The 12,937-nt window shown below is 59.6% G+C and carries 12 protein-coding genes; 6 read left to right on the top strand and 6 right to left on the bottom strand.

From position 1 onward, the window contains the following. Positions 1–17: 17 nt before the first annotated feature. From VGK48_22355 to VGK48_22335, 5 genes are all read left to right on the top strand, one after another. A complete protein-coding gene (locus VGK48_22355) occupies positions 18–899 on the top strand; it encodes an amidohydrolase family protein (GenBank protein ID HEY2383928.1) in 882 nt (293 codons plus the stop codon). A gap of 422 nt (positions 900–1,321) precedes the next feature. Beyond that, a complete protein-coding gene (locus tag VGK48_22350; GenBank protein HEY2383927.1) occupies positions 1,322–1,591 on the top strand; it encodes a hypothetical protein in 270 nt (89 codons plus the stop codon). A 571-nt stretch (positions 1,592–2,162) separates the two neighbouring features. Beyond that, positions 2,163–2,723, top strand: a complete 561-nt coding sequence (locus VGK48_22345; protein HEY2383926.1) for a cytochrome b — start codon at positions 2,163–2,165, stop codon at positions 2,721–2,723. A gap of 109 nt (positions 2,724–2,832) precedes the next feature. Continuing rightward, a complete protein-coding gene (locus tag VGK48_22340) occupies positions 2,833–3,168 on the top strand; it encodes a helix-turn-helix transcriptional regulator (protein HEY2383925.1) in 336 nt (111 codons plus the stop codon). Further along, positions 3,165–3,800 (top strand): hypothetical protein, encoded by a 636-nt coding sequence (locus tag VGK48_22335; GenBank protein ID HEY2383924.1) that lies wholly within the window; start codon positions 3,165–3,167, stop codon positions 3,798–3,800. The genes VGK48_22340 and VGK48_22335 overlap by 4 nt, the downstream gene beginning before the upstream one ends. Here VGK48_22335 and VGK48_22330 read toward each other — a convergent pair. The 6 genes from VGK48_22330 to VGK48_22305 all read right to left on the bottom strand — a co-directional run bounded on the left by VGK48_22330 (position 3,797) and on the right by VGK48_22305 (position 12,490). Continuing rightward, positions 3,797–4,615, bottom strand: coding sequence for a TIGR03435 family protein (locus VGK48_22330; protein HEY2383923.1), 819 nt, complete (start codon positions 4,613–4,615; stop codon positions 3,797–3,799). The two genes, VGK48_22335 and VGK48_22330, sit on opposite strands and share 4 nt — an antisense overlap. A 1-nt stretch (position 4,616) precedes the next feature. After that, complete coding sequence (locus VGK48_22325; GenBank protein HEY2383922.1) at positions 4,617–5,465, bottom strand: TIGR03435 family protein; 849 nt, start codon at positions 5,463–5,465, stop codon at positions 4,617–4,619. A 120-nt stretch (positions 5,466–5,585) separates the two neighbouring features. Continuing rightward, positions 5,586–7,994: a PQQ-binding-like beta-propeller repeat protein gene (locus tag VGK48_22320; GenBank protein ID HEY2383921.1), complete on the bottom strand. Its 2,409-nt coding sequence runs from the start codon at positions 7,992–7,994 to the stop codon at positions 5,586–5,588. Next, complete coding sequence (locus tag VGK48_22315; GenBank protein ID HEY2383920.1) at positions 7,876–9,504, bottom strand: serine/threonine-protein kinase; 1,629 nt, start codon at positions 9,502–9,504, stop codon at positions 7,876–7,878. The genes VGK48_22320 and VGK48_22315 overlap by 119 nt, the downstream gene beginning before the upstream one ends. A 226-nt stretch (positions 9,505–9,730) precedes the next feature. Beyond that, a complete protein-coding gene (locus VGK48_22310; protein HEY2383919.1) occupies positions 9,731–11,593 on the bottom strand; it encodes a sigma 54-interacting transcriptional regulator in 1,863 nt (620 codons plus the stop codon). Between the two features lie 246 nt (positions 11,594–11,839). Then, a complete protein-coding gene (locus VGK48_22305; protein HEY2383918.1) occupies positions 11,840–12,490 on the bottom strand; it encodes a fibronectin type III domain-containing protein in 651 nt (216 codons plus the stop codon). Positions 12,491–12,651: 161 nt separating this feature from the next. On the opposite strand from VGK48_22305, the gene VGK48_22300 reads away from it, so the two are divergent. After that, positions 12,652–12,937 (top strand): hypothetical protein (locus VGK48_22300; GenBank protein HEY2383917.1); only part of this gene is annotated, 286 nt, incomplete at its 3' end.

The following is a 12,937-nucleotide window of genomic DNA, read 5'->3' as shown; positions in this document are numbered from 1 at the left end:
GGCTCAGGCCAGGCAGCGTGCTGATCAGCGGCAACAAGATTTCCAGCATCACCTCGGGTGCTGTCGCACCTCCCGACGGCGCGACGGTGATCGACGCGCACGACCGGGTGCTCATTCCCGGACTCACCGATGCGCATTGGCACATGGTGTTTGCGCCGAACACGCTGGCCAACATGGAAGCCGCCGACACCGGACTCATGTACGCCAACGCCGTTGCGGAAGCGCAGCGCACGTTAATGCGCGGATTCACGACGATCCGCGACACCGGCGGGCCGACGTTCGGCCTCAAGCAGGCGATCGACAGCGGCGTGATCCCCGGGCCGCGCGTCTACCCGAGTGGCGCTCTCATTTCGCAGACGGCGGGGCATGGCGACTTCGGCCCGGACTACGACCGGCCGGTCGCGCTCGGCGGTGGCGTCATCGCTGAAGGTGATGGCAGAGAAGAGCGTGTGGCTGAGCCTCCAGCCATTCCAGCCGGAGATAACCCGCTCACGCCAGCGCAGGTGGCGAAAGCCGAACCGACGAGCCACTGGCAGCGCGTCGCGACGTGGGCGAAGGAGCAGGGCACGAAGTTGGCATTCGGCACCGACATGCTCTTCCAGCCGGCCGGCACGAAGAACCAGAACCTCTTGCTGACACGCTTCGCGCAGGTGTTCAGCAATTCGGAAACGCTCAGGATTGCGACATCCCCTAACTGCGAGCTGTTCTCGATGAGCGGCCTGCGCAATCCGTACAAGGAGGCAAAGCTCGGCGTCATCCAATCCGGCGCCTGGGCGGACATGCTGCTCGTCGACGAAGACCCGACGCAAAATATCGACCTGCTGCGGGACTTCGACCGCAACCTCGTGGTGATCGTCAAGGACGGCGTGATCTGGAAGAACACGCTCCCGCGCGGATAGGCGTCGACGCGGCCACCCGGAAGCGCGATTCGGGGGATACATATCCTGTTTCTATCGCAAGGAGCTCAGGGTCTTTTTCGAGACAGCGACAAGCAGCTACCTACGGGTACCCAGCTAGCGAACCTGCCCACCATCTCACCCGCCCAACTGCCTCAGCACGTGCGCCCCACCACATTACCCAGGGCGATAACACTACAATAGATTTAATGAGGGATTGAAATGGGAAACCAAGTGACTATCGCGCTTTACGTCCTGCTCATGATAGCCGTTGTGGTCGCAGTAGATTTCCTGTTTTTCAAGAACCAGTTCTGGGAACGGCTGGCAGTGAATATAGGTATCGTCTTAATATTCGCAGCCTTCTACTTCAGATTTTTGAAACGTCCATGAGCAATTGGCCGAAACGGGCCTGAATAGGTCGATAAATGGCACACCTTCCCGCTGACAAACTGGCGCAGCTCAAGAGAGCCTTCACCGACGACGCCATGCAGCCCACGCAAGCCCCTGAGAAGATCGGTCTCACTTACGCCACTGCAAAGCGTAATTACGAGCTATGGAGCGACGAGATCAAGTGCAGCCTGGACCGCAAGCTGTTGCCCAGTCTGCATGTCCGTATTTTGAATGAGCGCAAACGCGACCGCTTGTACAATGACGGTGGGAAGCCAGCAGGCCACGCCACCAGCCAGGACGCATAACATCAACGCCAGCACGGCTCGGCCACTGAAAGCGAAGACGCTGGTTGGAAAGTGATCGTCTGCTGATTGGCTCACGGGCTCGGCCCTTCTAAACAGTAACGCACAGCAACACGGATTTGACAAATAGTTGCATACGCCCATATTTATTCACTATCCTAAATGAAATCACCAAGCGCGACCAACTCGGCCGCTTTGAACTGATGGTACCGGTATGATGGCAAGAAGTACATCCGAACGGACTGCTTCTCGAAGGATTACCTCTCCGACGGCAACGATGCCAATGGCCTGCCGCGCTTCAGCAAGGCAGTCTTCACGCGCACCTGTGGGAAGTAGCCGCGCAGGGCGACGACAAAAACCGCCAAAGCCGTGCAAGGAGCAAGAAATGGACAAGTCGCGCCATCCTCAAGTCATTCGTACCTGGAAGGTCGAACGCATTCGCAAGCCCGCGCCGCCGAAGAAGGCACAACCGGTGAAGCCATCCAAGAAGTCCAGACCGTAACCTGCCGGCGGCAGAGGCAACGACCCAGTAGCCTTTTAGCGTTGTGCGCGTCCTGTGTTAAGGTGCTTCTCCATGGAACGGATCGAGCGGTACGGCGGCATCGCTCAACTTCTGCACTGGGTGACGGCAATTCTCGTCGTGTACGCGTTCAGCAATGGACTCGGGGGCTCGGAGGGACGCGTTTACCTGCGTTCCCGCGATTTCCAACGGCAGCTTCACGAAACCGTGGGGCTGTGTGTGCTCGCGCTTGTCACGATCCGTTTGTTGTGGAGATTGGGGGAAAGACGGCCGGACCCGCTCGAAGCCGCACCGTGGATGCGCAGGGCGCGAAGGGGCGTCGAGACCGGACTTTATCTTTTGCTTTTCGCAGTTCCACTCACAGCCATTGCAGGCGCTTGGCTCGAAGGACATCCGTTGATGCTGCTCGGTGGATGGTCCATTCCCGCTCTGCCCATAGTTTCACATGACGCAGGCGTGACGGTGTCCCGTCTTCACACTTGGCTGGGGGATGCGATTATCTGGTTGGGGGTGTTCCATGCACTCGCTGCGCTCTACCATCATTTCATTTTGAGAGACACGGCACTCATCTCAATGCTTCCGGCTTGGCTGCCGGTCCGGCAACGAAAGTTTTAATCGGCTGCCAACAAGGCGGGGCGATAAAAAACGCCGCCAGCGAGCACGAGCAAGCGGCTGCCGAGGTTTTTCTTGCGCTGCCGATGTTATTCGCTATACTTGAAGATATATGACCAAGCGCGACCAACTCGGCAGCTTTGAACTGATGGTGATCCTTGTGCTCATCCGCCTGGGCGATAAGGCTTATGGCGTTCCCATCTCTGAAGAGCTGGAGAAGCGCACGGGCCGGGATGTGGCCATCGGCAGTGTGTATGCGGCGCTGGAGCGGCTGGAGGATAAAGGCTTCGTGACCTCCGAGCTTGGTGAGCCCACAGCAGAGCGTGGTGGTCGGGCGAAGAAGTATTTCCATGTGACTGCGCGTGGGCTGAAGGAAGTGCGGGAGACACAGCGGTCATTGGTTAAATTATGGAACGGGCTGCCGGAGTTGCAAGGGGGGAAGGCATGAGATCCGCACGGCCACCAATGGCGGCAACATGGTTACTGGAACAATTCGGATGTGGGGCGAATAACGCAGCCGTCGCAGGTGACCTGGAGGAGCGCTATCGTCAAGGACGCTCTCGCCTCTGGTACTGGAGACAGGTGCTCCTGGCGATTATCGCGAGCGCCGTCCAGGAAATCTGCGAACAGAAGGTTCTCACCCTTCGTGCGATCTTCACGGGCTGGACGTTACTCCTGGCAAGTGGCTTCTTGTTTCGCACGATTGTTGTCTACGTCAACGGCATTCTCAGGTTGGAATATCGGTGGACATCCATACTTCTTCCAGCGTATCCACATTTGTCCGCAGGAGTGCTGATCGGATTGTCGTTGACGCTATCATGGTCGGGTTGGGCAGGCATTGGTTGGATTCTGAATCGTCTTTACCAGCCGCACCAGAAAGCGATGGTGCTTGCTTTCAGCGCAACAGTGCTCGCCGCTTTGGCCTTGACGATATTCACACTGAGCCGGAGCCCGGCGGCCATCGCTTACCCAACATGGCTGATTGCCTTCAGCGGGAACATCGCCGGCGTGATCTGCACGCTAATGGGAGCAGGATTCTTCCGAAGGTTATCCGGCAGGCAGCAGCATCGCGGGACTTAATTCTCGCCAGGCTTTTCAGCGTGGTCGATGACTAGAATTTCAATCGTCGTTTTTATTGGCTGCAGCCTGAGGCCAAGCTGCTCCTGCAATGCGGTGAACAACGATGGGCCGGACGGATCGGCACCTGCTGGAGCGCCGGATTCCGGGGACCATTTCAAGGTGAAGGTATATTTCCCGATCAAGCCTGTCTGATCGACGACCGGGCCGTCCAGGGCAGTCCCGGAATTGAGGAACCGCACCAACGATTCCGAGAGTTTCGTATTCTCTGTAGATAATTGGCCCGGACTACCCATCGTACTGGACCGTTCCTCCTGAGACTTCGATTCGACAAGTTTGGAGCCGCCTTTTGCCAGCGTTAAAGCGAATCCCGGCGTCTCTTTCGTTTCAAAGTGCGACTGAAGCTTGAATCGGTCGGTCAAAAGAGTCTGGAGCATCTCTCGAAGTTGCCCGGTTGTTACCGAGGCGTCCTCAGCCTTTGCATCGATATCAAATCTGTCGCTACTCATCCAACCCGGGCCACCAATGATTCTTTGCTTCATTTGCGGGGGTAAAAGCCTGCCTAAATAGGCATAGCTGATGATGCGTTTGAGGGACGAGTGAATAACCCTGCAGCGGCCCAACGGCGGCACCTCGGCTGCGGGACTGTAATTTGAATCCGTTCCGTGGCACGTTTCATCACTGAAAGTCGCCGCGGACTTGTTCGGCTTCACCGAAGCCACTTCAAATTGCGGGCGGGCGGATTGCGCGCCTGCGTATTGCAGGCACAGCGCCAGAACGACAATTCCCGTGGCAAGCAGGATTGGTGCAACCCGCATGTCAGTTCTCGCCCGGTCGTTCGATGTGATCGATCACCAGGACTTCCTCTTGATCCCGCTGCTGCTCAAGCTTCAGTCCGAGTTGCTCGCGAACGGCGGTATATATGGAAGGTCCATTGGGATCGGCAGGCGTCCCTGGGATCTCCGCACCCCGGGGAAGCTGCCGCTCCGGTGCGTAATTGAGGTCGATGTCGTAGCGGCCGGTCAGCCCCGTCTTGTCGACCACCGTGCCGCCAAGCACCAGGGCAAGCAGGCTGGTGAATCCCTGCATCGGCATGCCGACCAGCAGCAATCTGCCGGCGCCGCCGGTTTTCGGACCGCAGACAGGCGGTGGAGCGCCCGCCGCCGTTTCGCCCTGAGCGGTCGCAGCGCCCGGTTGAATGCAGACCTTGTTCTCGATCAAATTGGGGCCGAGCTTTCCGTCGGCTCGATTGAGCATCAGCGCCAGAACGGTGACTTCACGCTTCTCGCGCCGCGCCACGAGCTTGAATCGGTCCGCGAGCAACGCCTGCACCATCGCGCGCCGCTCATCGGCCGTGATCGGTCCTGCCGCGCGTGCGTTGATATCGAACCGCTCGGTGATGGTCCAATCGGGAATGCCGATCACTTTCGATGGCTGGTTAATCTGGAAAAACAGTTGGATGATGCCGCGCAACGGAAGATTGACGATGATGATGCCGTCCGGCGGTGAAGTAATATTCGCCTGCGTTGTCCCGGACTTGTTCGCTTTCACCGAAGCAACATCGAATTTCGGGGTAGCTGCACCCTGAGCCGAAACCGGCCTTACTCTCGTCGCAGCAACGCTGCCCACAGTCGCCACCAGCAACAACGCCCAGTGAATTCTTCTCATCACATTTCTCCAACGACGTTCTGCCCAAGAGTGTGACGCCGAAGTGCGCGTGATGGGAAGTAAAAATGCGCACAGCCCATCTGCGTCATCCGCGTCATCTGCGGCTGCTCGGGTTCATTTTCAATCGCTGGTCCGGATCGCGAAGGCGTGGCCGTGGGCCGTGAAGGCGAACAGCCGGCGGCCGTCGATGAACGTCGTTGAAGACGGCCAGAGTAAGTCTCTGCGTGCGCGGGACTCGACAGCAGGCATAGGCCAGGTTGGCGCCGGCTGGAGCGAGCCATCCGCAACGCGGAGCGCGTAGGTTTGCCCGCCGGCGGAGTACGCGGCCAGGTTGTCGCGCGCGACAAACATGCGGATCGGTTCGCCGGCGTCGCGGTCGCCGATCTTCAGGGTTTGGTTGTGCGTCCAGGCATGCATGCCGGAGGCTGCGTCGAAGGCGTCGACGAAGACCTGAACGGTGTGGGTGTTGATATCGGGCACCACACTGGCTACGAAGATGCGGCTCCCGACAAACGCGATCCAGGCCTGGTCGATACGCTGTTTGCCTTTCCACACGGCGACCTGCTTGCGGTCACCGCTGCGCACATCGACGCGGTAGAGATAGAAGCTGTTCAGGTCGGCCTGACTTCCGGCCACGTAATATATACAAGGTTGCGGTTCCGGAACGGCGACCGAGGCGATGAACCGTTCGGTGGCGAAGCGCCAGGCGATCGCGCCGGTCTCGGGATCCAGGCCCATGATCGTGCGATCGATGGGAACACCCTCCGAATCCTGCGCGGATTTCCGGCCGATGCTCACGAGGCGCTCTCCAATTCGCACCGGCTCGCCGGCGACATCCGTCCCGATCTGCGTCACCCATAACAACCCGTGATCGCGCTTCAATTCGTCGATCGTCCGCCGCCCATCGTTCGAATCGAGCCCGACCAGATCGGCGTAGCGTGCCAGTTCCCTTCCACTCTCTGCCGCGTTGCCCGCCGCCTGCGACAGCCGCGCCTCGAGCAGCACCAGCGGCGGATAATCCGGATCGAGCACCGACGCCTGCGCGGCAAACGCACGCGCCTGATTCAAGTCGTGCTTCGCGCGATAGGTTCGCGCCAGCTCGGTCAGCGTGGTCATCTCGGTCACGGCGGTTGCGGGTCCGGAAGTCCGGTACTGCTTCACGCCCGTGTCATCGATAATGAACAGCCGGCCGCTGTCGGACAGGACCGATGGTGGCGTCGTTCCGGTGCCCTGGTATTGCCAGAGCTGGTTTCCGGTTGCGGTATCGATGGCCGAAATCTGCAGCGGAGACCGATAGAAAACCGCGGCGCCATCGACAAACGTCACGGCAGGCCCCATGTCCACGCCGGGGTATTCCCAGTTTTTGGTGCCGTCAAGCGCCAGACTGTAGAGTGTCTTGTCGGCCCGCACGATCAGGCCATTATCGCCGACACTATCGAGCAGCACGCCCTTGGCGGATACCTGAATCGTACGAATCACGGCGCCGGAGGCAGAATCGAGCACCACGATGTCGCCCTGCGCCGTACCGAGGTAAAGGCGGTTGCCCAGGACGCGAATATGTTGCACGGTCCTTTTCAAAGGCGTGCGCCAGAGGATGGCTGCCCTCGCCAGGTCGATCGCGCAGAAATCGAGGTTTCGGGCCATCATATAAAGGACGCTGCCGCGCGCCATAGCGCTCACCAGGTACTGCGGCCCGGCCGCCGTCCGCAACGTATCCGCGAATTGCTCGATCGCGATTTCGCCCGTCGTCTTACCGGTTTCAAGATCGACAATGAAGATCCGGCGTTCGGGCTCGAAGACCACCAGACCCCGGGTCGTCAGCAGCTCCGACGGTTGCTTCGACTGAACGCGCACGGTCCAGGCATCGCTTCCATTCGATTTCCGGATGGCGTGATAGACGCCTTCCGATCTCAATATGAAAATGTCGCCGTAAGCCTTCGTGCTCGCGGTCCAGGGCGCCTCGACGCCGTCCAATGCGAGACCATCCCTCTCCCACAGCCGATCACCCGTGCGGCCGTCGAGCAGATCGAAGCGGCGCAACGCCGGGTAATAGATGTAGACGGCGCCGCCGATGGGTGCGTAGCGCGGCATGTCCTTGCCGAAATCGGCGAGTCCGGCATGCCAGGCCAGGCTGCCGTCTTTTGAAAAGGCATATAAGCCGATCTTCTGTTGCGCGGGCGAGGCCTTCGGATCGATCGACGGCACGATCGTCAGGTTGTCGTTGCCGTAGGCATTCGCGTTCAAAAGAATGTGTTCATCCGCGACCTCCACCCGGCGGAACCCCCGCTTGGCGAGATCCACGAACTGCAGGACGGTCGACTTGCCGTTGCTTTCGCCGTAGGCGGCACGCTGCAGGGATGTCGGCCGGTGCGGAGCGAACAGATCCCGTTGCAAGTGGCGCCACACCGTGTCATTGGCGCGGACAATGCCGCTGACGGAGCTGGAATAGGCCGGACGCCAGTTCCAGGTGACGGTCTTCTTCGGCTTTCGATTGCGGAAGGGCACGCTTGAAAGCATCGCTTGCGTCATCGAGGCGGTTCAGCTTCGCGAGCGTCAGACCGCGGTAATGGTTGGCGGCGGGATATTGCCGATCGATCGCGAGCGTTCGGTCGAAGGCTTTGAGGGCATCGGCGGGAAGATCGTGCTCCAGGTAGTAGACGCCGCTCGAGAACGCCTGGAAGGCTTCGCTGCTGTGCGCGTCGCGAGGCGCTTTCTGGGAACGCTCGACGGGAGTGCCGTGAATGAGGGCGACTAATTGCCCGGCGAGATCGGCCTGCAGTTTAAAGAGGTCCTGGAATGCGCCGTCAATAGCGGGCGTAGAGCCGAACACCTGGCCGGTAGCGGAATCGATGATACGTCCGATGAGCCTCACGTCCGTGCCGGATTTCTGGATGCTTCCGGTAATCAGCGCGTCGACTCCGATGGCTTTGCCGATCTCTGCGGCGTTGGCGGCTGGAATGATATCCAACTTCGGGATGTCGATATCGTGGGCGGCGCTGAGCACGCGATCGCGGTCGACGACAATGAGCCCGCTGACCTGCGCGAGCTCGGCGGTGATGGTTTCTGCAATGCCGGCCGTGTAAGACTCGAGAGCGGCGTCGCCGCTGAGGTTGTGGAAGTTAAGGACGGCGACGCGGTCAATCGTCTTCTGCTCCCGTTTCACAACCGTTTTCGTCCCTTGTCCGGATGTTGCGGCGTTCTTTACTGCGCCGACAGAAGAGAAAAAGTAGATTGCGATCAGAATTAATGCGGCGGCCGCGGCGGCTAGAAACGCGGTGCGGCCCCGGGACGGCTGCAGCTGTGGCGCGTTCAGGGCCGCTGCGTTGCGAACATCCGCAACCGAGTTGAAGCGCTTGTTGCGATCCATCTCGACGCAGCATTCGATCGTGGATCGGACCTCGCCCCGCACATCGGCGGGAAAATCGATCGGAACCGGCGGTCTGGGGTGCTCGCCGCAAAGCATCTCGGCGAAAATCACTCCGAAGGAATAGATATCTGCGCGCGGATCACGCGGCGCGCCAGTTGACAGTTCGGGAGCGCGGTATGCGGGAGTGCCGCCCGGGGCGTTTCCGGTTTCGTAATCATCGGGATCGATCCGGCGGGCTTGTCCGAAGTCCAGGATTTTGACGTGGCCATCTCGCGTGAGCATGAGGTTTCCAGGCTTCAGGTCGAGATGCATGGAACCCATCTTATGGATCGCTTCAAGGCCGTCGAGGAATTCGCCGGCGATGGTCAGGATTTCGCTCCGGGAAAGCGCCCCTTCAGGGAGCCGCTCCGCCAGAGTGAGGCCATCGATGTACTCCATCGACAGCAATTTGACTCCGTCCTCTTCATGATATTCGTGGACGCAGCATACGTTGGGATGCCGGATCCGGCGGGCGATCTCCAGCTCGCGTACCGGGACGCCGAGGAAATCGTGAAACACTTTCACCGCGACGATCTGCTCCGTGAGTGTATCTAAGGCCTTATAGACGATGCCCGCGGTTCCCTGCCCGAGTTCCCGTTCCAGCTTGTATCTCTTCATTTCGAGTAGCGGCATTATACGGCGTCCGGTATAGGTATATACCCCGCCTTTTCAAGGCGGGGTGGATGCGCCACAAATAAAATGGTTCCGTTCCTTAGCGGCGCAGACGGGGCGGTTAGTAACTTCCAACAAAATAAGGTGCGCTGCGCGGTTCGTGGATAACCGCCCCGCCCGAGCGTTCTAACGTTTGATCGCTCGGGCACCCCGCCTTGAAAAGGCGGGGAATGTCCACGCCACCGAGCTATCGGTCCTTATTTCCGCTCTCGAGCCTCCGGTACACATAGCGTTCGCTGTAGCCGAGGCGTCTCGCCGTTTCCGCTTTATTGCGGGTTTCGGCATAAACCCTCTCGATCTCGGCCGTCACGATGTCGAGCGCGATCTCGCGGGCGCTCTTTCGGACGTTACTTTGTGCAGGTGCAGGTGCGGCGGCTGCGGCAGCCGCGCTCCGTGGCTCCAGCAGTGCCGGAGGCAAATCTTTCATCCGGATAACAGGCGAGCCGCCGGCCTTCGCGAACGCCACTCCGGACCGGACCATGCCGCGGAGGTCCCGGACATTGCCTGGCCAATCGTAGGCCAGCACGGCTTTCAGGGCGTCCGGCGCGATCCCGCTGACTCCGGCGCCGGTCCCGAAGCGGCCCAGAAAATGATCGAGCAGCAGCGGGATATCTTCGCGCCGCTCGCGTAAAGGCGGCAGGACGATAATGAGGTCCTTCAGGCGCTGATACAGATCCTCGCGAAAGCGGTGATGGCGGACCGCCTCTTCCAGGTCCACGTTCGTGGAGGCGATCACACGGACGTCGACTGTCACGGTTCGTTTAGAGCCGACCGGCTCGAATTCGAACTGCTCCAGGGCACGGAGCAGTTTCGGCTGCATCTCCATCTTCAGCTCGCCGATCTCGTCCAGCAGCAGCGTCCCGCGGTCCGCCAGCTTGAACTTGCCGTCCCGGGATTCGGTCGCGCCGGTGAAGGCACCTTTGACGTGCCCGTAAAGCTCGCTTTCGAAGAGCGTTTCGGGGACGGCCGGACAGTTGACAGCGACAAAAGGTTCAGCGGCACGGTTGCTCCTCGCATGAATCATCCGGGCGACGACCTCCTTACCGGTCCCGGTCTCGCCTGTGATCAGAGCCGGGATATCCGAGCCTGCTGCAACTTCGATCCGTTCGAGAACGCTTTGGATGGCCTCGCTTTCTCCGACCAGCTCGGGGCCGGTCCCTTGCCCCGCTTTCAACACATCCCTTTCGTGACGGATGGTTTCGACCTGCCGCGACTCACCGAGCCCCGTGACCAGCATATCCGCGAGTTGCTCGGCCCATTGCAGATGCTCCGGCTCGAAGGCGGCCGCGCCCCGGACACCTTCCAGATAAAGGACGCCCTTGAGCTGTTCGCCGGAAAGCAAGGGAACGCAAATCGTGGGAGGAACGATCGTGCTCGGCATGCGGGGTTCGCGCGTTGCCTGGACTTCGGCCACAAGCCGGGTATTGAAAGGAAAGGGCTCTATGCGGCCGGAACGGGAGTCGCGATAGATCTGAAGAACGAAATCGCCCGGCTCGGGCCCGATGTGCTTGCCGTTGATCAGGATCGCTCCGCATTTGGCAGGAATGATACGGAAAATCAGATCGAGAAGGTGCGCCAGCAGCTTGAGCGGATCTTGAATCGCCTTCAGACAGCTGCCCATCTGGATAGCCGCCCCCATGCCCCCACGATAGTAGGACGTCAGGTCCGCGATCGAGGAATAATCCACGCGCAAGGTTTCGAGAGCCTGGTTTTTCGCGATCTCGCCGTCGATCACGGTCAGAAACTTCTGCGGCACTCTGTCTTGAATCAGAACCACAAAGATAGTGGTGCCGCACTCGATCCGGCTGCCCTCCTTCAGCGGACCGCGGAGGCTCACCTCACCGTCGACCCGGACGCCATTCCGCGTGCCGACGTGGCGGAAGTAATACTTCCCGCTCTCGCTCCAGAACGCAAAATGCAGCTTGGACACCAACGGATCCTTCAGGACGATATGGTTCTCCGCACCTCTGCCGACGGTGGTTTCCTTGTCTAAGAAGGGAAACTCCTTCCCTTCCAGCGGTCCCGAAATCGCTCTAAGTCTGGCGCCCATGGGGCGGGCATCTTATAAGGTGTGAACAAATCTGGCAACAAGCAAAGAACGGAACACAAGAAGCACAAAAGGCACAAGATGTAGTGCAGTTCTGCAACTCCCCTCCTGACACAGGAGGGGTGGATGCGAGCTCCATAAGATAGTCGCGAAGCCACCTTATTGCGAGCAGACGGGGTGGTCAAGCTGGGACAATGCAAAGGTTGAAATGCGGGCCTGCCACTTTCGCGGCAGGCCCAGGCCATCACGCTAGATGCACATGCGTGTAACGGAATCACTCCAGTTCGTAAAGCCCGCTTTACCGAGCGCTTTAACCTGGAATGCATAGATGGTACCCGGCGTCAGGTCGTTGAACGCCACCGCGCCCTTGGTGGAGGTCACGGTGACTTCGGTCCAGGTGTCGGGGACCCCGTTTGTCAGCGGTGCAATACGCAAAACGTAACCGTGCGCCTTCGGAACGGGAGAAATCTCAGCCAGCAGCTGGCGGCTCACCCCTTGAGTGACGGAATCCACCACCGGCTGCGGCAGCGGCTCAGGCGAGGACTTCGCACGTGGCGAAGCCAGCATGAAGCCACTGGATGTGACGATGGCCGGATCGCCATTGGCAATCTTCAGCACCCAGGCGGAGAGCAGATCCAGATCCTGCTCGACCACCTGACGGTCCTTATCCCGTTGCGCAATGTCTTTCTTGCCGCCATCGTTTGCAGCCGCAGACGACGTGGTCAGGTTGTCCAGGTCCTGCTTCAGCGTTGTCAAGGGAAGGGGCGGGGTCCCGAACACGTCAACCTTGACGCCCATGTCCGTGAAAACCGAGTGACCGCGGGACAACAAGTCCGCGACCTTCGTTCTCGGGGACGGATGAACAATGTTCAATTTCAGAATCTTCGACTTTGTAGCCATGTTTTTTTCCTCTTTCTGTGAAGTTTGTTTTTGCGAGATCACGTCTCGCGGGCTCCTATAACGCAACCGCCGTGCCAAATGGGGCAGGGTCTGGCCGAACTATATTTATCAACGAGTTAGGTTCTTCGCTGGGAAGGATCGCCACGGGTACCCTGAACTGAATGTCAGGATTCCTGAACTGGCAGTTCAGGGTGGGCCGGGGATCGAGGAAGAAGCCGGAACCTGGGGATGCGGAGGCCCTACCTTATATATATGCGCACGCGCCCGCTAATAAAACATCGCGCCTGCCAACAAAACATCGCGCCGGCCAACAAAACATCGCGCCTGCTAATAAAACAACGCGCCTGCTTACAAAACATCGCGCCTGCTTACAAAACATCGCGCCTGCTTACAAAACATCGCGCCTGCTTAAAAAACATCGCGCCTGCTTACAAAACATCGCGCCAG

It is taken from the genome of Terriglobia bacterium (assembly GCA_036496425.1).
In the GTDB taxonomy this organism is placed as follows: Bacteria; Acidobacteriota; Terriglobia; order 20CM-2-55-15; family 20CM-2-55-15; genus 20CM-2-55-15.
This window is presented reverse-complemented; position numbering and strand designations above follow the sequence as displayed.

What these genes read in the sequence shown, in the direction of transcription:
- VGK48_22335 (HEY2383924.1), top strand. Translation starts at nt 3,165, where the DNA reads ATGAGATCCGCACGGCCACCAATGGCGGCAACATGGTTACTGGAACAA.
- VGK48_22340 (HEY2383925.1), top strand. Translation starts at nt 2,833, where the DNA reads ATGACCAAGCGCGACCAACTCGGCAGCTTTGAACTGATGGTGATCCTT.
- VGK48_22320 (HEY2383921.1), bottom strand. Translation starts at nt 7,994, where the DNA reads ATGACGCAAGCGATGCTTTCAAGCGTGCCCTTCCGCAATCGAAAGCCG.
- VGK48_22325 (HEY2383922.1), bottom strand. Translation starts at nt 5,465, where the DNA reads ATGAGAAGAATTCACTGGGCGTTGTTGCTGGTGGCGACTGTGGGCAGC.
- VGK48_22310 (HEY2383919.1), bottom strand. Translation starts at nt 11,593, where the DNA reads ATGGGCGCCAGACTTAGAGCGATTTCGGGACCGCTGGAAGGGAAGGAG.
- VGK48_22315 (HEY2383920.1), bottom strand. Translation starts at nt 9,504, where the DNA reads ATGCCGCTACTCGAAATGAAGAGATACAAGCTGGAACGGGAACTCGGG.
- VGK48_22330 (HEY2383923.1), bottom strand. Translation starts at nt 4,615, where the DNA reads ATGCGGGTTGCACCAATCCTGCTTGCCACGGGAATTGTCGTTCTGGCG.
- VGK48_22350 (HEY2383927.1), top strand. Translation starts at nt 1,322, where the DNA reads ATGGCACACCTTCCCGCTGACAAACTGGCGCAGCTCAAGAGAGCCTTC.
- VGK48_22345 (HEY2383926.1), top strand. Translation starts at nt 2,163, where the DNA reads ATGGAACGGATCGAGCGGTACGGCGGCATCGCTCAACTTCTGCACTGG.
- VGK48_22305 (HEY2383918.1), bottom strand. Translation starts at nt 12,490, where the DNA reads ATGGCTACAAAGTCGAAGATTCTGAAATTGAACATTGTTCATCCGTCC.